Origin of the sequence: Streptomyces auratus (genome assembly GCF_050433025.1) — a bacterium.
In the GTDB taxonomy this organism is placed as follows: Bacteria; Actinomycetota; Actinomycetes; order Streptomycetales; family Streptomycetaceae; genus Streptomyces; species Streptomyces sioyaensis.
In genome coordinates, this window is the sequence record NZ_JBNGCB010000001.1 from 25,796 (window position 1) to 45,101 (window position 19,306).

The window sequence follows — 19,306 nt, forward strand, 5'->3', positions numbered from 1 at the left end:
GCCGGTGAAGCAGACACGATATTACCGGTGTTGACACCCGCCTGGGGGGCCAGGCACGCACTAACCACTAGATGTGGTGTCGGGACACGCGGGAAAGCCGTAGTGCTCGCTGCGGGGCTCGTGTCCAGGAACCGATCGGTTCTTAGGCACTCCCTCGCGTCGGATATCGAGGGCTTATCCGACGCGATCACCGGCATGAGGCTGGCCCTCTGCAATCGCCCTGTGATTCCCAGGCGCCCCTGACCTTCGCGACCCCGGAGACCTTCCGGGACGTCGAGGTCAGGGGCGCCTTCGGTTTGAAGGCATGGGCCCGGCCGCCTGAACGCCGGAGGCTTCACCGCGGTGCGGGAGCATGTGCCCCATGCCCAACATCGTGTGGACCCTGCTGGTGGCCGCCGCCACCGCCGTGGTGACCGCCCTCGCGACCGGACTGTTCGTCACCCCCCGTATGGAGGCCCGCAAGAAGCGGCTTGGGGACGTCCACGCCGCCCGCGACGCTTTCAGCGCGCACATGACCCGCATCGCTTCGGTGTGCGCCCTGCTCCAGCAGACCGCCTTGTCCCGCGACGGAGGGCTTCCCCTATCGGCGTCAAGCCGGGGTCCGCGCAACCCGCCTCGTGCGAGCGGGGGCGGGCGTCGCTGATGTGCGGGAGAGGTAGCGGATCTTGCTCAGGTCACGGCCGGTTATGGCGGCGATGGTGGCGGCGGTGTAGCCGAGGGTGGCGAGGACCTGGACGTCGTAGTGCAGGGTGCGGTCACCGGGCATCGGTAAAAGCGGAGTGCTCTGGCGGACTTGGCGGGACAGGTGGTCCCAGGCTTCGGCGGTGGGGTTATAGGAGCCGACGAGGGTGTCCCAGCGGGAGATGAGGGTGCCGAACACCGTGTTGATGCAGGTGGTGGCCTCGGCGAGGGACAGGTGGGCTTGGGCGTAGTCGAGGTAGGGGGCGTAGTGGAGGGCGTAGAAGGCCTCGAAGGCGGGGGGCAGTGCGAGTGCGGGTGTGTCCGGTGTGGCGTGCGGGGTCATGGTTCCTGCCATGGGTGAGGCGTGGGTTGCGGGTCATCCGAAGGAGCCGGCGGCAAGGCGCGGCCCCTCCTGGGGCAGGTCCTGGTAGGCGGCTTGCCAGAGGGGGCGGAGGTCGGCGGGGCGGCCGTGGAGGGCGAAGACGAGGCGGGCCACGACAGGCCAGTCGGGGATGTAGCTGCCTTTGAGGGTGCGCGCGAGGATGCTGATGGTGACGGTGTCGTGCATGGCGTGGCGCAGGGCCCACAGATGGGGGCGGTTGGCACCGAGATAGACGCCGCGGAGGGCTGCGTGGAAGGCGCGCTGTGCGGCCTGCTGCTGGGATGGGGCGGGTGGGCGGTTGTCGGTGTCGGGGGCGGGCGGGCGTTGGGCGGCTTCCCATAGGTCGCGGAGTTCGGCGAGGTCACCGTCGCAGACGTTGGTGATGCGCTCGGCGATGTCCCAGGACGGCAGGCGGGTTCCGCCCACGATGCGGGAGAGGTAGGAGGCGGAGACTCCGGCCTCGGAGGCGGTTTCTTTGATGGTCTGGCCGGTCTGGCGTTGGAGGCAGGACAGGGCGCTCGCGAACTGGAATCGCGGGGTCATCGTCGGCACGGAGTCGACGTCCGGATCTCTCGGCGGGGAGGTGGTGCCTTCCGGGGGTGTCCGGCTGCGCGCGGCGGAGGCGGGGCCGTCGCGGTGGCTGCGCCGGCGGTGCAGGCGGCGATCGAGTTTTTCCTCGGTCCACTTCTTGCGCAGCCGCTCGGGGCTGACGTTCATCGGCTGCGCGAGCACTTTCCAGGGGTCGCCTTGCAGGCGGCCGCGACGTATGGCAGCCGCCTCGGCGTCTTCGACCATCTGCTGGAGGCCCTTGATGCGGTGCAGCAGGAGCGGTGTGGGGGTCTTCTGTTGGACGGCGGCGAGGAAGTCGCTGGCTGAGCGGTTGAGGTCCTCGGCAGCCTCGTTCAGGTCCGCCTCCGGCAGGGCCAAGTCCGGGGGGTTGCGGTTGTTCTGGCGGGCGGCGGCTCTGCAGAGGGTGCATGTGGAGTGGGGGCGTCCACGCCGCGTCTCATGCAGGAACGGCTTCTTGCACTTGTTGCAGATCCGCCGCGACGGTGGGGCGGGAGTCATGGGTGTGCCTCTTTCAGGTCCTACGGCGGGAAAGCCTGGGGCTGGTCGTCCTTGCCCTGCCGCGCGGGAAATTCGCTGCGGCAGGGCCGCGGGCGGCTGTGTTCCGTGCCAGCTGGGAACTAGTGGCTGGTGGGGATCGCCCTTTGGGGACCGCCGGTGATGCGTCGGCGAATGTGCTGGTAGGAGACCTGAGTGTCAGTCACCGTCTTGAGGTAGGCCGCGGCCAGGGCAGCTGCGGCGATGCTCTCAGTGGAGCTTACGGTGGCCAGGAAAGGCAGGGTCAGCACCGTGGTGATGAGGCTTCCGGGCACCGTGACCGTCAAGACATCGATGCTGAGCGTTTCATCGCAGGTGGGCAGCGGCATGATAATTTCGGCACCTGACCTCAAAGCCCAAAAGGGACTTCGAGGGTGATAGCGGCCTTTCGGCATGAGCTTCTCCAGAGCATGGCGAAGAGGTTGAGATCACGTTGCTCGACAGGCCCTGGCCACGGATTGGACGCCCCGGCCAGGGTCACTGTCTTCCCGGATTGTCATTCCGGTTGCCGGGAGACTACTTCGCCGCACGCCGTCGCGCCACGAGCACAGAGGGTTAAGGCCGGAGACGACCAGCCGCCCCAAAAACCTCTCCGACGCTCCCCCTCCACCGCCACCCGGCCCCACTCGGGCGCATCTGATCGGACCGAAAGGGAATCGATCAGATGCAGCGTCAGAATGCCTCAGAGATAGTCCACTTCACGGCGCCGCAAGACTCCGGCCGCAGCTCCCCACGCCAGCCATCCATGCCGAGAAATCGAACATCCTGCCCCCGCGTGCCCATGCGCCACCCTCCGCCACATCCCGCCACCGAGCACAGTCTTCGAGCCGGCCGAGACAACGGCCCCTCAGAGCCGATCAGATGCGAATGCAGCCCTCAAAGAGGCGGAACTCGCCTCCGGGTCGGCCGGAACGCCTGCGCAGAGGGGGCCGGCCTGCTCCCCTCCGAGCAGGTCTGGTGGCGTCGGGCTATCTGGAGAACCTTCACGATCAGCCAGCGATTCCGGCGCCGCATGCGCCTCCATATCCGCCGAATGCGAACGTAGTGGCCCGATCACAGCCGTACGGTTTGTCAGGCGCTCGCGACATCTCCGCGGTCGTCAATGACGGGCGGCAATACCTGGACACGCTCGCGAAGATCGTCGACTCCGGCCGCCGAGACGGCGGCGAGGGCCGTGTCCAGGCGGAGCAGCCGGGCGCGGGAGGTCGAGCGCAGCCTGGCAGCCGGCACCCGCTCGAGCACATCAAGGGCGCGCTGGGCGGCGTCTGTCGGCTGGAGCGCGGCCTCGGCCTGTGCAAGCGCCAACGTGCCAGCCGCCCAGCCTGGTGTGCCTTCAGGAGCGTGGCGTACTGAGGCTTCGGCTCGGGCAACGGCTTGCTCGGTGCGGCCCAGGGAGAGGTGGGCTTCGGCTTCGTGCAGCGCGTACTCGGCTGCGTCGAACCCGAACCGTCCCGGTGCGCTGCCCAAGGTGTCCGCCTCCAATTCGCGGCTCGCGTCCGCGAGTGCGGCATCGGCTTCCTCAGCTCGGCCTTGCCCTGCGAGCGCCGTCGCCTGTGCCCAGGCGTGCAGTTGGGCGCGGGCGAGTCCGGCAGGGGCGTGCGCTAGCCCCTGTTCGGCGTGGGTGAGGGAGCGGGCAAGTTGGCCGCCGGCGCGGGCCAGCATGCTCTGGGCGCCCCAGGTCCATGCGGTCAGTCGGGCGTCTCCGGTGCGGGTGCCGTAGGTTCCGGCGGTTGTCAGGTGTGCTCTGGCGCCGGAGGGGTCGTCGAGGTGGAAGGCGAGATTGCCGAGCAGAGCGGAGAGCCAGCCGATGCTGCGTCGCATCTCGGCAGCGACGGCTTCTTCGATGGTGTGGGTGGTCAGTGCTTCGGTCAGCAGGTTGCGTGCGTTCCGCACTTCGGTGAAGAGGGTGTGGGGTGGGTGCTTGCTGTAGTTGAGGGCGTAGTGCTCGACGGCGGCTTCGGCCAGCTCGACGACGGCGCTGCTGCCTGCGGGGTCGGCGAGCAGGGCGAGGTAGAGGGATTCGCGGACGGCCGGAAGACCGGTGGATGTGGTCATCGCCACCACCCTTTCCCGTGTGGGTGCCTCGCACGCCTGGGCATCGGCTTGACCGTATCGGATCTTCGCCCCTAACCCGAGGCCATCGAAGGCGTCGCCGCCGGCTCGGCTGAGGCCGAGCTGCACCGGGCGTGCCCGGTAGGCCCGGCAGAGCATGGTGGTGTATTCCTGGCCCGGCCAGTCGTAGGGGTCGTGTTCCCATCGGCAGAGCATGGACTGCGAGGGGCCCGGAGGGATGAGACCGTCGGCTCGGTAGAGGTCGCTGATCTGGGCGACGGTGTCGGCTCGGGACCAGCCCAGGGCCAGGCGCCAGGCTTCGAGGGCGGTGACTTCGGGCAGGGCGTTGCGGATGGCGGTGACTGTACGTTCGGTGCTGCGGCGTTGGCGTTGGCAGTACATGCGGATCTGCGCCGCCTCTTTGACGATGGTGGCGCGGCGTGAGCGGGTGATCGTGGCTATGGCGCACCCCCGTTGTGGAGCGGTCAGCCTGCCTCACGGTAGCTGAGCTGGGTCCGGTGAGGCAGTACGCTTGTGGGTTGGAACATTGCGGGTGGACCCGCAATGCCTGCGCTTCCAACAGGCAATGCTTTGGGGCAAGTTGATGCGTGACGCTGTTTCTATTCCGGCTGGAGTGCCGGGAAGCTCTCTACTTGGAGGCAGCGATGCCGCAGCACACTGAAAGGTCCGCTACTGGGGGTGGCGGTCTGGTCCGCGCCCGTCGGCAGATCCAGGCCGCCCGTGACCGGGGCGCGACACCCTCCGACGGTGGCGGTACCGGCCGCTCGGACGGCAACGACTGACAGGCGACGGTGACCGAAGCGATGACTTCCCAGTTCATCGCGGAGCGGCTGGGCCAGGAGGAGTTCCTGGCCCGGTCGCTGCACCGCGACTACCAATACGTCCCTGGCGCCGTGACCGATCCCGGCGCTCTGGTCTCTTTCGACACGCTCAACGACCTGATCACCACGCACCGCCTTGAGGTGCCGCGGCTGCGGCTGTCCGCCGGCGGCGAGATGCTGCCCCAGCACCGCTATGCAGTGCCCGTCACCACTCGCCGGCACACCGTCTGGCAGCGCACCCACCCGACCGAGCTGCACCAGTGCCTGGCTGAGGGGGCCTCGTTGGTGATCGATGCGATCGACGAACTCCATGAGCCGGTCGCCGACCTCGCCCAGCACCTGGAGAGCTGGCTGCGTACACATGTCCAGGTCAACGCCTACGCCTCGTGGAGCGCCCGCGAGGGCTTCGGCACTCATTGGGACGACCATGACGTGATCGTGGTGCAGGTCGAGGGGTCCAAGCACTGGCGGCTTTACGGGCCGACTCGGATCGCGCCGATGCACCGCGACACCGCCCAGCCCGAACCTCCGCCCGAGCAGCCGGTAGCCGACCTGGTTCTGGAGCCGGGGGATGTGTTGTATCTGCCGCGTGGCTGGTGGCACGCGGTCGCCGCCGACCAAGGCGTCCGCTCCCTTCACCTGACGTGCGGGCTGACCCCGCACACGGGCGCCGACCTGCTCGTCTGGCTCTCCGAGATGCTCCGGGCCACGGAGCAGGTGCGTGCCGACCTGCCCCTGCATGCGGGCCCTGACGTCCAGGCTGCCTATGTGGAGTCGTTGCGCGAGCATCTGGCGGTCGCCTTGGAGGAGCCTGGGTTGCTGGAGCAGTTCGCTGCGGCCCGGGATGCTGAGGATCTTGGCCGGCTCCGCCCGGCCCTCCCCCACCTCGCTGGCGTGCCCGCCGACCCGGATCTGTGTGTCCGGCTGACGACAGGGCGGGCGCGCCTGACGTCTGCAGCCGATGGCCAGGGTGCGGTGGTGGTCCGTTTCGCCGCGGCGGGTCAGGAGGCGGACTTCGACCCAGCCGTCGAACCGCTGCTGCAGCGCCTGCTGAGCGGGGGCTGGGTATCGCTGGCCGACCTGGCGGCAGCTGCGGAGCTGACGGTCGCCGACGCCGCTGCGGTAGCCGGGGAGCTGGTGGATGCTCAGGCCGCCACAGTGAGGGGAGGCTTGTGGTGACGGCGTCGTTGGCGCTGGGCACGTACCGCCTGCGGGAGGTGGACGCCGCGGCCCGGCGGGCGGCCGCCTGGCCCGGTACCGCGTGGGTGGATACCGCCCCCAACTACCTGGCCGGCCGTGCCCACCGCCTCCTCGCTCCCGTTCTCGCCGACCATCCAGAGCTGCAGGTGTCGACGAAGGTCGGCTTCCCCGCGCCTGGCGCAGCCGCCGCTGTGGCCGCCGGCGTCCTGCCCCCTGAGGCCGCCGAGCGTAGGCACAGCCTGGCGGCCGGGTATGTGCGCTGGCAGGTGGAGCGCAACCGTGCCGCTCTAGGCCGCGCTTGTCTCGACACCGTCTTCCTGCACAACCCCGAGCGCACCGACGATCCCGCTGTGCTGCCGATCGTGCTGCGCGAGGCTTTCGCCGTCCTGGAGGAAGCGGCAGCAGCCGGACACCTGAGCACGTACGGGATCGCCACTTGGTCCGGCTTCACCGAGGGTCTGCTGACCGTCGAGGAACTGGACCGCCTGGCCACCGAGGCCGCCGGCTCCCCCGATCACCGGCTGCGTGCGGTGCAGCTGCCGGTCAGCCTGGTCGAGGCAGACGCACTCGAACTGGCCCTCGACGGCCGGGGGCCGATCGGTGAGGCAGCCGAGCGTGGCTGGCAAGTCTTCGCCTCCGCGCCCCTGCACGGCGGTGAACTCGTGCGGGCAGCGACCGACGATCTTGCCGCGTTGTTGCGGCCGGGGCTGTCCGTCGCGCAGGCGTGCCTGCTGGCGGCCGCCTCATGCCCAGGAGTGACGAAGGTTCTGCTGTCGGCGTCGGCTCCGGCGCACTGGGAGGCCGCTCGCGCCGCCCTCGACCAGGCGGCCATCCCGCCCCGGACCCTGCGGAAGGTGTGCGATGTACTCGCCCCCCACCACCCCGGCTGACGAACACCGCGCACTCGCCGCACAACAGGAGGCGAGCGCCGCACTCGGCGTCACGGTCGAGGGGCAGCGGCTGTGGGGCTACCAGGGCCGCACCCTCGGGCAGAAAGCGCACCACCCCAGCCACGGAGCCTGCTGGTTGCGGCTGATCTCTGCGCCGGCCGCGCAGGCGCAGGGGAAGCTGTGGGAGGGCACCAAGGACGCGGCTACCACCTTCCCCGAGGTGTGCAAGCCGGCCCTGTACGGCATCCACGACGGCACCGAGCGCGACGGCATCGCCTACCGCGCCGAACTCACCGCGTTCATCGACTCCCCCACCTGCGCGCCGGAGCCCGTGCTGACCGGTGAGCTAGAACTGCCGGAGACATGGTGGAAATCCCTGCACACCGACCTGGCGACCATCGCCGCCACACCCACCGAGCGCGTCGCGGTACGCCGGCAGTGGATCGACCGCGCACTCCCCCAATACGCAGGCGTCCCCGCGCCGGTCGATATCGACTGGGCTACGGCTCACGGCGACTGCCACTTCGCCAACCTGACCGTGAGCGGGCCGACGTTGCTGGATTTCGAAGGGTTCGGGCTGGCGCCAGCGGGCTACGACCCCGCTTTGCTGTATGCCTACTCTCTCCTCGCCCCGCAGACCGCCGCCCGCATCCGAACCGAATTCTCGATTCTGGACAGCCCTGCCGGCCACACCTCACTCCTCGTCGTCGCAGCAGACCTCCTCCAATCCGCCTCCCGCGGCGACCACCCCGAACTCACCGAACCCCTGCGCACCCTCGCAGCATCCGTTGCCCGGTAGCCAGCAGCCGAGACGGCTCCGTCCACCGGCGACACCCTGGTCAGGGCGCGCGGCGGCGCCATGGTCTGTCGTACGAGCCGCCGCAGGCGCGGCAGGAGGCGGTGTAGATGGCGCTGGCAGGGGTCGTCTGCTCGGCGGGCTCGGCCGGGTGGGACTGGCCCAGGATGACCGCGGTCAGTTCCGGTTCCGCGCAGGAGCACGAGCCGCCCGTACGCCGGGGCGCGGGTACTGCGGCCGTTTTCGCCTTGTCCGCCGACTCCTGGAGGTGTTCCATCCTCCAGCCGTCGATGGGGACCTTGCGGCGACGACGGGTGTTGCAGTCGAAACACTGCTGCTCGGCGGACGTCTCGAACAGCAGCAGCTGCGGCGGCCTGCGCGCCGTGCCAAAGGCTGGCGAGGTTCCGAGTATGCCGACAGACAGGTCCGCGACGTGCCCCCTTTGGAGTAGCCGAACTGTGCGCGGGTCTCCACGGTGATCGTGTCGGCGGCTCGTTGGCGGCGGCGCTTGCGGACCTGCGGCTGCCAGCGAGACAGCACGGCCCACACGCTCAGCCCGACCTCCCCGGCCGCCAAGCAGCTGCACCTGCTGCACCTGAGCGTCGCCACCGAGGCCGGCGAGACGGCCGCGTTCCTGGTCGACGAGATTGTCAAGCGGGCGAGCCGCGCCGGAGCGGCTACCCGGAACGGGCGGAGCCCCGTCCAGCCCTGCGACTCAGAACGCGTCGCGCGGCCTCTAGATAGCGGCACTTCGATGCCTTGAAGTCCCGGAACTCCGCGGCATGAGCATGAATGACCGCCTGCTGCATTCTCGTCTCCGCCGTCGACCAGACGGCGACAACACCAGTCTGCCGTTTGCAGCGTACGTCCGTCGTTGCCGCGTCCTGTTCCTGCACGGAGGGGGTCTCCGACGTGTACCACCGGCTGTCGGAGGCGGCATCAAGGGGGTCGCGATAGCGGAACCCCTTCTCTCGCATGCAGGCACTCCAGGTCAGGAATGACCTCCGCACTGCGGCGTCTTTCCTAGATGCTCTGAAAATGCGCAGGCTAAGCCCTTGAAGACGGTCATAGTTTCCTTTCGGTGCATGCTTCAGCAATTCACCGCGGGCCTGACTCCAGCAACCACCAGTGCCCGATGCTCCGTAGGCGGCTGTTCTTTCCCTTCGGTTCAATTTACTGCGTCGGTCATCTTTTTCCGCCGCGTGACGTGCAACCTGGGGCGCGTCAGGCGGCATGTGATAGCCGAATCGCTTGGCCACTTCAGGCTCGATGATGCCATAGCGTTGCCGGTTCGGGGGATCGACGTCGTGGCCGCCGATCCGGGGCACCAGGGCCCAGCCTATTCCCTTTTCTTTCAAGCAGTCCTGCATGAGAGTATCCTCGGCGGCCTCGATCAGATACACATCAGCCAGAGACCTCTTGTAAGTGTCGAACGGCAGTTTCAGGTTTCGTGCCGTGTCGCTGACTGCAGGAGCTGCAACATAGTCACTTGCTGACTTCGAGGGTGTAGCCGAGCAGCCCATGACCGCCACAAAAAGAAATAGTGTGACACTCCTCTTCAGTAGCGACATAACGTCTCCTTCGCGGGATATGGAGAACGGAGAGGGGGCGCCGATTTCTCGACGCCCCAATGCCGTCAGAGTCGCCGGACGGCGCTCAGCTCGTCGTTTCCGAGGGAGTTGTCGCTGAACTTCTTGTCTGTAGAGTGCGGTTGGGCGAAGTAGACGTCACCGTGGAAGCCCGCGTCCGAGGTCAGCTTCCAGTCGTCCGATGTGGTGTTCTTCATCGAACTGGCGGAGTCGTTCATGTTCGTCCGGCCGTCGGACCAGAGGTTGTCCGCGAGGTTTGAGTCCGACCTCGTGAAGGACTTCTTCCTGCCGCCAAAGTTGCTGTCCTCATAGACCGTGAGGCTGCCGCCGTGCATGCTGGCTTCAGATGCGTCGGAGGCGGTGGCTGCCGTGGTGTGAGCCTGATCGACCGCAGTGGCTGTCGGAGCCGTGACGCCGAGCACGACCGCAGCAGTGATGGCTGCAGCAGTCGTCAGAAGTCCGTTGCGCATGCGTATCCCCTTTTTTTGAAGTTGAGTTACAGTCGTTCGCTGATCCGTTGCGAAGTCCTGCATCCCGACCGGAAGTTCCGGGCGGGCATTTACAATTCTTCCTTCTGCACCTCCACTCCGCTATTGGCCATTTAGGCATTGACCCAAAAGACGATGTCCGGAAGGACGATGAACTGGTCGACTATGCAGGTCGTTGCTTAGGATGGGCGGCCCTTCGCGGCGGGACGGGCACTGTTGAGAGACCCGGCGCCGGACGGTGGCGGAGGCGTGGAACTACCCCTGTCGATGCGGGCTGCAGCATGTGTTCAACGCGTTCATGACTGCGGACAAGCTGGTCCCGCCGCCAGCAAAGCTCCCAATAGTTCGAAATCGGCCTTCTTCAAGGGCGAGCGCTCGTCCCGACATGGAGGAGCGCTCGGCACCCGACTGTCGCTAACCGGCCTGGAAGCAGGGGGCCGGCACTGAGATGGCGTGATGGTGGACGTAGGCGAAGATCGCGGCTTCGATGCGGTTGGAGACACCGACCTTCATCATCAGGTTGGCGAGGTGCGCCTTGACGGTGCGTTCGGTAATGGCCAGCTGCCGACTGATTGCCCGGTTTGGTGCTGCTTGCCCGATGAGAATGAGGACTTGGCGCTCGCGGGGCGTCAGGCGTTGGATTCCGCCGGGGTCTCCTGGCGTGAGGGGGCGTGTCGGGCCTTCGGCGCCTTGCGCGGGTGCATCATCGATGCCCGTATGGTCCCTGGACAAGGCTCGTCCGTTTTCCTCTTTTTGTGCAGAGATACTGCTTGGCATGGATTCCCCCTTCGTTGGTCTTGTTGTCTGCGGCTCGGCTGGCGGGCTTGGGTGTGACACGCCGACGCGGCGGCAGGATGGTGCGACCGGGTCGGTTGCCCCACTCCCCCGGGCCCGGTAACGAGCCGGGCGAAGCCGCACTGGAGCACTACGAGAGGGGCGCGGCATGCTCCCGCAGAAAGGCTCCGGCATGAGCGGCGGCCTCTTCCTTCGTCGCGTACCAGGTGCCGCCCTCGGCGGCGCCGCGCGTTTCGTCCGCGCCTTCACCCGCCCAGGCCCAGCCGCCGGACGATGGGTCCTGCACCAGTTCGGCCGTGCCGCCGAAGAGTTCGAGCATCGCGCCCGTCTGCGCCGCCGCGGCTGCAGGACGAGGAACTGCGTCGGGCCACTTCTTGCGCGCGCCCTGGCGAGTTATGCCCCAGACCGCACCCATCTGCTTGTAGCTCGCGCCGCAGGAGCCGGCTGTCGTCGCCGCGACCGCCGTCAGCTGCTTGACCTCCGTATCCACCACCTTCCAGGCGGCGAGGACGGACAGAGTCACCTCAACCGGGTCCGCCTCCCACATGCGGGCCGTAGACAGCCCTGACTGGCGGGAGCGAATAGCCACCGCCAGTGGGTTGAGGGCATCAATAAGAGCCTTGCCCAGCTCGGCCCGCTCCTCGGGGGTGATCTCAATCGAAGCCATACGACAACTATAGTTACCGTTGGAATCTCGACAACTTTAGTTCCGGCCAAGTTGGTCGGGCGGCACCGCGCCGAGGCCGACGAGGTGGTCCGCCGCGCGGTGGAGAGTGACGCAGCCGCTCGTTGGTGAGATCGACGGCCTCCATGTCGGTGCGCGACTCCTTGAAAGCCCGCAGCGCCGTCAGGTCGGTCGATCGTCGGCCGGAGGCCGGGCTTCGGCTCCGGGCGGCTGGGGGTCGGGGGCCACCTCCTGGGGCGCGAGCAGTTGCTCGGGTATCGCGGCCTGTTGGTGTGCGGCGATGCCATACACCCGGCCTCGCATGGCGGTCGTGGTGCGCAGCTTCTCGCGCACAATCGCGCTGGCGAGGACGGCGCGGTCGTGGCGCAGCGGGACCGTGAGGGATCTCCCGCTCCCCCGGTTGCTGGACCGGGGGTCGGTGCGCAGCGGCGGGCGGGTGTCGGCGGTGGAATCGTCCGCCGCCGTTCATTACGAACACCCGCGCGGTGACGTCGACCGCCGCCAACGCGACATCGACCATCGCGGCGACCCGGGCGCGGATCGCGGCCCGCACGCGCTCAACTGAGTGGGCGGCCGGGAATGTTTCTGGGGCGGGCGTGTGCGGGCTGCGATCCGATGTGTTCGGTGGTGTCAGCCGCCGGGAAGGGGCTCGGGGTAGCGTTTGAGGACCTGGGCAGGGTGGTCTTCGTCCGTGGGCCAGAGCACCACGTGGTAGCGGTCCTCGCCGTCCAGCCCGTCCTCGGAAATGGTGTGCAGGCCGCGGGAGTAGACGCGCGCGGCGTATGCGCCTGGGGTGAGGGGGATGCGGGGGCCCTGCGGATCCCGGAGCCCTTCGGCCTCGACCTGGACACCAGCGACCCCTGACCCGCGCGGCGTGGCGCCCTTCGTCCCCATCGGCGAGTGTCTGCGCACCAACGTGGGTCTTCATCATCGGGTCACTGTCGACCCTGTTCACCATCGTGTAGACCCGCGCGAATGTGACGCACCTAACACTGGATCAGGAAAAGCCCAGTTGAGAACGAACTCCTCTCCCCCTGAACAAGGTTCCAGGAACAGACAGGAACAGTTCGGAACAGCGAACATCCACAACTCAACGCCAGACAGAAGGTGTTCAACCTGACGCTCGGTACCATCGACACAACGCGAAAGAGAGCCCATCCCCGACCCGGTTTCTCAGGCCACTGGTCGAGAGGGCTCCCTACGCGATGCACCACCTGTGAGGACCTCGAGGACCCCAACATTTCTTGGAGGAACACCTTGGAAAACGACGGTACCACCCCGGCCGGGGACGAGCCCGGCATGCGCCGGGGCCGCCACCAGCGGCGCCGGGACCTCTGGCGCCAGCGCTGGGCCATGCGTCAGCGGCAGCCGCGCCGCCCCCACGGGCCGCTCCACCGGCCGATGTGGCAGGAGCCCCTCCGCGGGGCTCTGTACGCGGCCGGCGGCAGCGCCATCACCCTGCTCACCACCTGGATCCAGAACTGGCACTGACGACAGTTGAGCAGGAGGACGCCCCGCCCGGAACCATCCGGCGCGGGGCGTTCCGCTACCGGCCTCCGGCAGGGCAACACCCCGCCGGCTCCGCGCCAGCATGGACGGATGCCAACTCTCCCCATGCACCTTGCCGCACCCCACGCCGCCAGCCTCCCCGCCAAGCCGCCTGCCGCCGTCCCCCACGCCCTGACCGCAGCCTCCGGTCCCGTCATGGTCGGCACGGGCTGGTGAACGGCTGTCGGAGATGCATGGACAGGGTTCGTGGCTCGCGGACGGGTCTGGGAGGAGGTGGAAATGAGCGGTGTGATGCACATACTTGCGGCGAATGTGACGCAAGGGCACCCCGCGCCCGCCTCTACGGTGCCGGCGTGGACTTCACCGTCGCGCCCTTGCAGCCGGCCGCGATCTTCTGCAGGGCCGCGGTCTCAGCGCGGTCGGCGGTCAGCTTCCAGCGGAGCTTCACCGTGACCCAGTCAGTGACGTAGGTGCAGGTGGCGTCCTTGGCAGGCGGCATCCACTCAGCGGGATCCTTGTCGCCCTTCGTGCGGTTCGGGCCCAGGCTGACGGCGACCAGACTGCGGTCGGCTCCCAGGTCGTTGGCGTACTGCTCGCGGCGCTCGGCAGTCCATTTCGAAGCGCCGGAATCCCAGGCCTCTGCCAGGGGAACGACGTGGTCGATGTCGAGCTTGCGGGCGTTGGTAACGGTCTTGTCGTCGTAGTACGAGCGCCATGTCCCGCCGGTCAGCCGGCAGTTCTTGCCCTCGCGGGGCTTCTTCACCGCCTCGGCCAGGAGAACCTCCTTGCGGGTGTCGCAACCGTCGTGGTCAGCGTCGGTCCACAGGTGGAACTTGTCCCGGTTGTACCCGGTACGGGACTCGGCTGCCGTTTTCAGCCGACCCACCGCCTGGGCGAGCGGCAAGCCCCCGTCGTTGCCGCTGGCGGACGGGCTCGAGGATGAGGATGGCTTCGCGTCTTGGTGGGTGCTGGGGGTGCACGCAGCCGCGGCGAAGAGCAGCACGGGGCAGGCCAGAATCGCCAGACGACGCACGGAATGCATAGGACCCCCAGGTCAGGTGAATTGGTATCAGCGTGAGGTCTACCCACCGTGCGGGGGCACGTCAACCGACGGCCCCGCACGACGCCGGACGCACATGCGGACTTCGCCGCCTCACGCAGGCCCACATCCGGGTGAATGTGCGCACAGACAGCGAACCCTCTGGTCGGCGACATGCGTCTGGCAGACCATGAAGATCTCCCAAGAGCATCTGCACGAGCCGGGCTTGGTCGTCGTCGACGTCACCGCTGCCGACGAAGACACCGCCCGTCAGGCGGCGGCCGCGCTCGGCCGGCTGTGGCTCTCCAGCGGCCCCTCCGCCCCCTGGCGCACCCCCGGCCAGCCCGGCGTCACTATCCGTGCATACGCCGACCTACGTCGCGCACCGCTGACCGGCGGCAGCTTCGACCCCGGCGCTGCCTGACCATCCGACGCCGCGCGGACGATCTCCGGGTCGTGAAGGACCAGCTCGTGATTCCTCGCTCCAGTACGACTTGCCACTCCCCCGAGTGACCGCCACGGCCGATTCCGCCCGACGGTCTACGTACCAGCGCTATCAACGGATCATGGATAAGACGACTGCTCGCGCCTTCGCGGCCGCGGCCCTCGCCCTGCTATCCCTCACCACAGTCACCCCCGCACAGGCTGCCGAGACTCTCAGCCTCTACGACGGCATCGAAGCGCTCCCCCAGGCCGCCGAAGTGCGCGACGGCTACGAGCGCACCAAGTTCCGCCACTGGATCGACGAGGACAAGGACGGCTGCAACACCCGGGCCGAAGTCCTCCTCGCCGAAGCCGTCATCGAGCCCACGGTCGGCGCGGGCTGCAAGATCACCGGTGGCGTCTGGCGCTCCTACTACGACGAAGCGACCGTGAACGGGCCTTCGGGCCTAGATATCGACCACATGGTGCCGCTGGCCGAAGCCTGGGACAGCGGCGCCTCACAATGGACCGCCGCGCGACGTCAGGCCTACGCCAACGACCTTGGCGCCGAACGTTCCCTGGTCGCGGTCACCGCGAAGACCAACCGGTCCAAGGCCGATCAGGACCCGGCCGAGTGGATGCCGCCTGCGGCCGAGGCTCGGTGTACTTACCTGGCCGACTGGGTGGGCACCAAACTCCGCTGGTCTCTGACCATCGACCGGCGCGAACACGACACCCTGCGCCAGCTCGCTGGCAGCTGCGAGAGCACCGACGTCGAGTACGACCCCGTATAGCACCAGACTCTGCCCGCACAGCCTTTCCCTTGGGCGGGACGCAGCGGTGCGCCGCAGGCACGGCCTGCGGCGCACCGTTGGCGGCCGGGGAGCGGCGCTAAGTCAGGCGGTGCGGAGACGACGTCGCTATGCCACAGCGCTGCCTCGGCGTGGGATGGACTCGGGCCGTAGCCCTTCATCGCTGCCTCGGTGCCCAGGGCGATCAGCATGCGGGTCTTGCCGTTGCAGGCAAAACCATGCTGCGCCAGGCGCGCGCTCCCCCGCGCCCTTAATGCAAAGCCAACAGCCTTTACATACATCCAGTTTTTCCAAGGCTGCCCAGGTTCTGGGGTGGTGGTCAGCGGCTGAGTTCCCGGGGGGGCTGGCTTGCCGACGGTGTGTGGCCGGCGTTATGGATCTGTGGAGGGTGGGGTGGTGCGGGAGTTTCCATCAGGGTGTTGGTCGATCCAGGCGAGGCCTCTTATGTCGAGGAGGGTCCGGGTTCGGGTCACAGCGACGTAGGCGAGGCGGGCTTCGGCGTCATCAATGGGGCAGGGAATGGGGCGGCCGGCGTCGTCCTGCTCGTCGCTGTCGCGAGGTGGTGGGAAGTCCCCGGCGATCCTCACACTTGGCCATTCGCGGCCTTTGGCTTTGTGCGCGGTCGAGACGGTTACCTGGGCCTGGCGTTCGTCGGTGAGCTGGTTGACGGCGGTGAGGATGGAGTCTGTGCCGTGCTGGTCGACTAGATCGACCAGTGGCTGCAGGTCGCGCCCTGCCAGGTCGTGGCTGGCGTAGTCCTGCAGTTCGCCCCAGGAGGTGAACAGTACGAGTTCGGGGTGGCTGGTGCGTCGGCCTTCTTTAAGGTCGCGGGCTGCCAGGGCAAGGGTGCGTAGGCTTTCGCCTCCGCCGACGAGGGCGACGCGGTATCCGGTTGCCAGGAGTTGGAGGACTTCGGTGATGGCTCCGACGTTGGTGCGGCACAGTACGGCATCCGGTCGGTCGACGAGGCCGAGTTCGGTGGGGACGGCTTCGTTGCCTTGCAGGCGGATGGGTGCGTCGGCGATGGCGAGCCAGCGGTTGGCTTCCTGGGCGAGGCGGGGCCCGAAGCGGAAGGATTTCGACAGAGCCAGGGCGGTGCCGTCGAAGCCGGTCATGACGTCTTTGGCGCCGCGCCATTGGTAGATGGCCTGGGCGGAGTCGCCGACCATGACGAGCTGGGCGTGGTTGCGCTGGTTGTTGAAGATCTGCTCGACGACGGGGTTGGTGTCCTGGGCTTCGTCGAGGAGGAGGAAGTCGGCGTCGATCTTCGGGTCCGAGAGGGACCAGATCTTGAGGTAGTGGTCGTGGTCGAAGCGGACCTTGCCGGTATCGGGGTGCTGAAGGTCGCTCCAGGCTTTGTAGGCGAAGGGCGTGACGAGCTGGGCGAGTTGTCGGTGCAGGGTCTGGCTTTCCAGGCCGCGGAGGTGGGGGACGTGGTGGTGGGTGATGGTGGGGTCGGCGGAGTGGCAGAAGCAGGTGACGGTGCGTAGGACGATGTTGGCCAGAGTGCGTTGTGAGACCTCGCGTTCGCCGATGCGTACGGGTTTGGTGAGGCCCAGGTCTTGTCCGGTCTGCCAGGCGGGGCGGCGTGGGGCGTTGAGGCGGCGGGTGTAGCGGTGGCCGACGGCGGCGTATGCGAGGGCGTGGGCCGTCTTGCAGGTGACGCTGGCGGGGAAGCGGGTGGCGGCGTCGCGGGCGATGGCGCGGTTGTAGGCGAGGTAGCGGCCTCGGCGTTTGGTGCCGTGGGCGAGCAGGGCGAGGGTGGTGGTCTTGCCCGTGCCGGCGCCGGCTTGTAGGGCGAGGTGGTCGCCGGCGTGGAAGTGGTCTGCAGCAGCGGCTTGTTCGTCGGTCGGTTTCAGCACCTGGGCTCCATCTGGATAGTTCGGGGTTGGGTGTCAGCTGGGGCGTTGCTGATCTGGTGAAGCGCTTGGGTCGCGGACGCGTACTGGCGGTGGGCCGGGCGACCGCGTGGTCCGTGGTCGTGGCGCGTGGGACTGTGTGTGGCGGTGGGCGGAGTCGCGGGTATCACGTGCTGCGTCCGCGGTGTCGGATGGCGGTGGGCAGGCGGGGGTGCATGTGCGAGTGGTGGAGCAGTGGGTCGAAGACCTCCCACTCGGTGAGGGCGAGATCGGCGACGTGCGAGGCGGCTGCGTGGAGGGGGCAGCGTTGAGCGCGCCAGCGCAGCTGTTCTGTGTAGGGCAGTTGGCCCAGGTCGTAGACGGCCATCTCGGATGCGGGGAGGTTGAGTTGGCCGTGGGAGGGCGTGGCGTATATGAGTGTCCAGGTTCCCGTTGGGGTGTCCGGGGTGAGGACGGGGTGGGTGCAGCGGTGGCGTAGGCGAGTCTGTGCGACGCACTGGATGTCGTCGAGAGGGCGCTGTGCGAGGTAGCGGCAGTACAGCAGCTGCACCACGGGTCGGGCGGGCTGGCACGGCGTGGTGAGTGGGGCCGGTGCGGGTTCGCTGGGGTGCAGGGTGAAGGCGCCAGCGTCGAGCAGGCGTCGGGTGCGCAGTGCGAGATGACGGCGCAGCTCGGCGAGCTGTTGAGTGAGTGGCGCGGTGGCGGGATGTGCGGGGCAAAGGGGGGTGTGGGGGACGCGGCACCAGGGTGTGCCGTCGTGGGCGGGGTGGGCGATGCCGGAGCTGACGTGCCAGCGGCATCGGGCGGGAACGGCGGCCGCGGTCATCTCGTGCGGATGGAGGCTGATGGGGTGCTGGTTGGTGCGGGCGTACCAGGCGATGCGGTTGCCGCAGTCGCGGCAGCGTGCCGGCTGAGCCGCACACAGCAGGCGGCTGGGGCTGTCCGCGGCGACGCGCAGGGCGCGTGGACGGTGGTGCGGGCGGGTGGGACTGCCGTCCCATCGGCGGGCTGGCAAGGCGGTGGTGGAGCGCATGGCCGTGAAAGTGACAGTCGGCGCGCCGGAATCGCGGTGCCCATGCCGTCCACATCCCACAGATGGCTCACTCGTGGCGTGAGTTCATTCGATTCTCGTCTGTGCGTTCGCGGTCGAGGCCCGGATCGGGTGATCTATCCAAGGGCGGAGCAAGGAAGCTATTCGGTGACGTCGGCTGGCGGCGTGTGGCCGTCGCAGAGGACGCCGAAGAGGTGCTCGATGGAGACGTCGAGGGCGTGGGCGAGGGCGTGCCAGGTCTTGAGGGTGCCGATGGTGCGGCCCTGTTCGATCTCAATGAGGGTGCGCCTGGCCAGGCCACTACGGCGTGCGAGTTCGTCGTAGGTCCATCCGCGCTCGCCCCGCAGCCGTCCCAGCTCCAGGCGCAGGGCGGTGAGGTTGGGGTCGGGCGGGAAGATCGTCACCTTCTTATCCGACGGTGCAGACCCCTGCCCTGTCAGTGCAGACCTCTGCCCTATTTCCGCAGGTGACGGCCACGCGAGGGAGGGCAGAGGTCTGCACTAACGTTCCGCCCACCCCTCCCCCATCACCGCCCGCGAGGCGCCCTCCTCAACGCGGACGAGACAGAAAGGCTTGCGGTCATGAGGCTGTGCGCGACCGGACGAACAGTGCGGCGCACCTGGACAGTCGAGCTGCGCCCGCAGCGCGGCGGCCCTGTGATGGCCTGCCCGGACTGTCCTACAGCGAGCAGGCCCTTGCCGCTGGGAACGGCGGCAGTACGACCCGCCGTGGTGGGGCATCTGGCCGCCCACGCCCGGAGCGCCGCACTGCCGACGCATCTGCGCACCTGCCAGTGCCACGCGCGGGGCTGCCATTGGCATCCGCGCCATCGCGGCTGTTCAGGCGCCATCCTGCTAGTGCTCACCTGCGAACGCGGCGGGCGCCTGTGGCGACTGACCGACGCCTGCAGTGCCTGCGCACACGCCACAGCACACAGCGCCATCGTCCCCGAAGCCGCATTCACGGTATCCGCCCTTCCCGCTCCCCCACGACGCAGCAGGAGACGGGAGCAGGGACCGGGAGCAGCAGTCAGGATCCGCGAGATGCTTAGCTACCTCGCGGCCGCACTTCCTGCCGAGGTCGGCGCCGCCGCCCGGCTGCTTGCCCTG

Annotated in this window: 23 protein-coding genes and 1 pseudogene; 9 read left to right on the top strand and 15 right to left on the bottom strand. The window is 68.2% G+C overall.

Annotation, left to right across the window (positions count from 1 at the left end; translation table 11 throughout):
• The first annotated feature begins 361 nt into the window (after positions 1-361).
• Positions 362-643: a hypothetical protein gene (locus BKA18_RS00105; protein ID WP_366043502.1), complete on the top strand. Its 282-nt coding sequence runs from the start codon at positions 362-364 to the stop codon at positions 641-643.
• Here BKA18_RS00105 and BKA18_RS00110 read toward each other — a convergent pair.
• From BKA18_RS00110 to BKA18_RS00125, 4 genes are all read right to left on the bottom strand, one after another.
• Positions 590-1,036 carry a hypothetical protein gene (locus tag BKA18_RS00110; protein WP_366043503.1) on the bottom strand — a complete coding sequence of 149 codons (447 nt, stop codon included), beginning with the start codon at positions 1,034-1,036 and terminating at the stop codon, positions 590-592. The genes BKA18_RS00105 and BKA18_RS00110 overlap by 54 nt on opposite strands.
• A gap of 21 nt (positions 1,037-1,057) precedes the next feature.
• Complete coding sequence (locus BKA18_RS00115) at positions 1,058-2,131, bottom strand: helix-turn-helix domain-containing protein (RefSeq protein WP_366043505.1); 1,074 nt, start codon at positions 2,129-2,131, stop codon at positions 1,058-1,060.
• 119 nt (positions 2,132-2,250) lie between these two features.
• The gene (locus BKA18_RS00120; RefSeq protein WP_366043506.1) at positions 2,251-2,496 is read right to left on the bottom strand and encodes a hypothetical protein; all 246 of its coding nucleotides are present in this window, start codon (positions 2,494-2,496) and stop codon (positions 2,251-2,253) included.
• Between the two features lie 742 nt (positions 2,497-3,238).
• On the bottom strand, positions 3,239-4,621 hold the full coding sequence (locus BKA18_RS00125; RefSeq protein ID WP_366043507.1) for an NsdA family TPR-like regulatory protein: 1,383 nt from the start codon (positions 4,619-4,621) through the stop codon (positions 3,239-3,241).
• Positions 4,622-5,043: 422 nt separating this feature from the next.
• On the opposite strand from BKA18_RS00125, the gene BKA18_RS00130 reads away from it, so the two are divergent.
• The 3 genes from BKA18_RS00130 to BKA18_RS00140 are packed head-to-tail and all read left to right on the top strand — an operon-like array spanning position 5,044 to position 7,950.
• Positions 5,044-6,240 carry a cupin domain-containing protein gene (locus tag BKA18_RS00130; RefSeq protein ID WP_366043508.1) on the top strand — a complete coding sequence of 399 codons (1,197 nt, stop codon included), beginning with the start codon at positions 5,044-5,046 and terminating at the stop codon, positions 6,238-6,240.
• Positions 6,237-7,151, top strand: coding sequence for an aldo/keto reductase (locus tag BKA18_RS00135; protein WP_366043509.1), 915 nt, complete (start codon positions 6,237-6,239; stop codon positions 7,149-7,151). The genes BKA18_RS00130 and BKA18_RS00135 overlap by 4 nt, the downstream gene beginning before the upstream one ends.
• Positions 7,123-7,950 carry a phosphotransferase gene (locus BKA18_RS00140; RefSeq protein ID WP_366043510.1) on the top strand — a complete coding sequence of 276 codons (828 nt, stop codon included), beginning with the start codon at positions 7,123-7,125 and terminating at the stop codon, positions 7,948-7,950. Before BKA18_RS00135 ends, BKA18_RS00140 begins: the two co-directional genes overlap by 29 nt.
• Positions 7,951-7,990: 40 nt before the next feature.
• Here the strand turns inward: BKA18_RS00140 and BKA18_RS00145 are convergent, their stop codons facing one another.
• The 6 genes and pseudogenes from BKA18_RS00145 to BKA18_RS00170 all read right to left on the bottom strand — a co-directional run bounded on the left by BKA18_RS00145 (position 7,991) and on the right by BKA18_RS00170 (position 11,486).
• Positions 7,991-8,224 carry a hypothetical protein gene (locus BKA18_RS00145; RefSeq protein ID WP_366043902.1) on the bottom strand — a complete coding sequence of 78 codons (234 nt, stop codon included), beginning with the start codon at positions 8,222-8,224 and terminating at the stop codon, positions 7,991-7,993.
• A gap of 167 nt (positions 8,225-8,391) precedes the next feature.
• Positions 8,392-8,490: pseudogene (locus tag BKA18_RS00150) on the bottom strand (telomere-protecting terminal protein Tpg); the annotation flags it as partial.
• Positions 8,491-8,624: 134 nt separating this feature from the next.
• Positions 8,625-9,518 carry a hypothetical protein gene (locus BKA18_RS00155; RefSeq protein ID WP_366043511.1) on the bottom strand — a complete coding sequence of 298 codons (894 nt, stop codon included), beginning with the start codon at positions 9,516-9,518 and terminating at the stop codon, positions 8,625-8,627.
• Between the two features lie 65 nt (positions 9,519-9,583).
• Positions 9,584-10,006: a peptidase inhibitor family I36 protein gene (locus BKA18_RS00160; protein ID WP_366043512.1), complete on the bottom strand. Its 423-nt coding sequence runs from the start codon at positions 10,004-10,006 to the stop codon at positions 9,584-9,586.
• A gap of 432 nt (positions 10,007-10,438) precedes the next feature.
• On the bottom strand, positions 10,439-10,801 hold the full coding sequence (locus BKA18_RS00165) for a helix-turn-helix domain-containing protein (RefSeq protein WP_366043513.1): 363 nt from the start codon (positions 10,799-10,801) through the stop codon (positions 10,439-10,441).
• 148 nt (positions 10,802-10,949) lie between these two features.
• Positions 10,950-11,486, bottom strand: coding sequence for a hypothetical protein (locus BKA18_RS00170; protein WP_366043514.1), 537 nt, complete (start codon positions 11,484-11,486; stop codon positions 10,950-10,952).
• A 319-nt stretch (positions 11,487-11,805) separates the two neighbouring features.
• On the opposite strand from BKA18_RS00170, the gene BKA18_RS00175 reads away from it, so the two are divergent.
• Entirely contained in the window at positions 11,806-12,069 is a 264-nt protein-coding gene (locus tag BKA18_RS00175) for a hypothetical protein (RefSeq protein WP_366043515.1), read from the top strand.
• Between the two features lie 65 nt (positions 12,070-12,134).
• On the opposite strand, the gene BKA18_RS00180 is transcribed toward BKA18_RS00175, so the two are convergent.
• On the bottom strand, positions 12,135-12,398 hold the full coding sequence (locus tag BKA18_RS00180) for a hypothetical protein (protein WP_366043516.1): 264 nt from the start codon (positions 12,396-12,398) through the stop codon (positions 12,135-12,137).
• A gap of 363 nt (positions 12,399-12,761) precedes the next feature.
• On the opposite strand from BKA18_RS00180, the gene BKA18_RS00185 reads away from it, so the two are divergent.
• Positions 12,762-12,995 carry a hypothetical protein gene (locus BKA18_RS00185; RefSeq protein WP_366043517.1) on the top strand — a complete coding sequence of 78 codons (234 nt, stop codon included), beginning with the start codon at positions 12,762-12,764 and terminating at the stop codon, positions 12,993-12,995.
• A gap of 108 nt (positions 12,996-13,103) precedes the next feature.
• Positions 13,104-13,229, top strand: a complete 126-nt coding sequence (locus BKA18_RS00190; RefSeq protein ID WP_366043518.1) for a hypothetical protein — start codon at positions 13,104-13,106, stop codon at positions 13,227-13,229.
• Between the two features lie 124 nt (positions 13,230-13,353).
• On the opposite strand, the gene BKA18_RS00195 is transcribed toward BKA18_RS00190, so the two are convergent.
• Positions 13,354-14,055 (bottom strand): HNH endonuclease family protein, encoded by a 702-nt coding sequence (locus BKA18_RS00195; RefSeq protein ID WP_366043519.1) that lies wholly within the window; start codon positions 14,053-14,055, stop codon positions 13,354-13,356.
• Between the two features lie 187 nt (positions 14,056-14,242).
• On the opposite strand from BKA18_RS00195, the gene BKA18_RS00200 reads away from it, so the two are divergent.
• Together BKA18_RS00200 and BKA18_RS00205 are read left to right on the top strand one after the other, a co-directional pair.
• Complete coding sequence (locus tag BKA18_RS00200) at positions 14,243-14,476, top strand: DUF6207 family protein (protein WP_366043520.1); 234 nt, start codon at positions 14,243-14,245, stop codon at positions 14,474-14,476.
• Between the two features lie 142 nt (positions 14,477-14,618).
• Entirely contained in the window at positions 14,619-15,269 is a 651-nt protein-coding gene (locus BKA18_RS00205) for an HNH endonuclease family protein (RefSeq protein ID WP_366043522.1), read from the top strand.
• A 389-nt stretch (positions 15,270-15,658) separates the two neighbouring features.
• Here the strand turns inward: BKA18_RS00205 and BKA18_RS00210 are convergent, their stop codons facing one another.
• The 3 genes from BKA18_RS00210 to BKA18_RS00220 form a co-directional block, all read right to left on the bottom strand.
• Positions 15,659-17,146 (bottom strand): UvrD-helicase domain-containing protein, encoded by a 1,488-nt coding sequence (locus BKA18_RS00210; protein WP_366043875.1) that lies wholly within the window; start codon positions 17,144-17,146, stop codon positions 15,659-15,661.
• Between the two features lie 166 nt (positions 17,147-17,312).
• Positions 17,313-18,179, bottom strand: a complete 867-nt coding sequence (locus BKA18_RS00215; RefSeq protein ID WP_366043523.1) for a DUF6083 domain-containing protein — start codon at positions 18,177-18,179, stop codon at positions 17,313-17,315.
• 158 nt (positions 18,180-18,337) lie between these two features.
• A complete protein-coding gene (locus BKA18_RS00220; RefSeq protein WP_366043524.1) occupies positions 18,338-18,601 on the bottom strand; it encodes a helix-turn-helix transcriptional regulator in 264 nt (87 codons plus the stop codon).
• Between the last annotated feature and the right edge of the window lie 705 nt (positions 18,602-19,306).

Excerpts from the sequence above, each read along its gene's own strand:
- BKA18_RS00105 (WP_366043502.1), top strand. The coding sequence starts at position 362 with ATGCCCAACATCGTGTGGACCCTGCTGGTGGCCGCCGCCACCGCCGTG.
- BKA18_RS00110 (WP_366043503.1), bottom strand. The coding sequence starts at position 1,036 with ATGGCAGGAACCATGACCCCGCACGCCACACCGGACACACCCGCACTC.
- BKA18_RS00115 (WP_366043505.1), bottom strand. The coding sequence starts at position 2,131 with ATGACTCCCGCCCCACCGTCGCGGCGGATCTGCAACAAGTGCAAGAAG.
- BKA18_RS00120 (WP_366043506.1), bottom strand. The coding sequence starts at position 2,496 with ATGCCGCTGCCCACCTGCGATGAAACGCTCAGCATCGATGTCTTGACG.
- BKA18_RS00125 (WP_366043507.1), bottom strand. The coding sequence starts at position 4,621 with ATGTACTGCCAACGCCAACGCCGCAGCACCGAACGTACAGTCACCGCC.
- BKA18_RS00130 (WP_366043508.1), top strand. The coding sequence starts at position 5,044 with ATGACTTCCCAGTTCATCGCGGAGCGGCTGGGCCAGGAGGAGTTCCTG.
- BKA18_RS00140 (WP_366043510.1), top strand. The coding sequence starts at position 7,123 with ATGTACTCGCCCCCCACCACCCCGGCTGACGAACACCGCGCACTCGCC.
- BKA18_RS00145 (WP_366043902.1), bottom strand. The coding sequence starts at position 8,224 with ATGGAACACCTCCAGGAGTCGGCGGACAAGGCGAAAACGGCCGCAGTA.
- BKA18_RS00155 (WP_366043511.1), bottom strand. The coding sequence starts at position 9,518 with ATGTCGCTACTGAAGAGGAGTGTCACACTATTTCTTTTTGTGGCGGTC.
- BKA18_RS00160 (WP_366043512.1), bottom strand. The coding sequence starts at position 10,006 with ATGCGCAACGGACTTCTGACGACTGCTGCAGCCATCACTGCTGCGGTC.
- BKA18_RS00165 (WP_366043513.1), bottom strand. The coding sequence starts at position 10,801 with ATGCCAAGCAGTATCTCTGCACAAAAAGAGGAAAACGGACGAGCCTTG.
- BKA18_RS00170 (WP_366043514.1), bottom strand. The coding sequence starts at position 11,486 with ATGGCTTCGATTGAGATCACCCCCGAGGAGCGGGCCGAGCTGGGCAAG.
- BKA18_RS00175 (WP_366043515.1), top strand. The coding sequence starts at position 11,806 with ATGGCGGTCGTGGTGCGCAGCTTCTCGCGCACAATCGCGCTGGCGAGG.
- BKA18_RS00180 (WP_366043516.1), bottom strand. The coding sequence starts at position 12,398 with ATGGGGACGAAGGGCGCCACGCCGCGCGGGTCAGGGGTCGCTGGTGTC.
- BKA18_RS00190 (WP_366043518.1), top strand. The coding sequence starts at position 13,104 with ATGCCAACTCTCCCCATGCACCTTGCCGCACCCCACGCCGCCAGCCTC.
- BKA18_RS00195 (WP_366043519.1), bottom strand. The coding sequence starts at position 14,055 with ATGCATTCCGTGCGTCGTCTGGCGATTCTGGCCTGCCCCGTGCTGCTC.
- BKA18_RS00200 (WP_366043520.1), top strand. The coding sequence starts at position 14,243 with ATGAAGATCTCCCAAGAGCATCTGCACGAGCCGGGCTTGGTCGTCGTC.
- BKA18_RS00205 (WP_366043522.1), top strand. The coding sequence starts at position 14,619 with ATGGATAAGACGACTGCTCGCGCCTTCGCGGCCGCGGCCCTCGCCCTG.
- BKA18_RS00215 (WP_366043523.1), bottom strand. The coding sequence starts at position 18,179 with ATGCGCTCCACCACCGCCTTGCCAGCCCGCCGATGGGACGGCAGTCCC.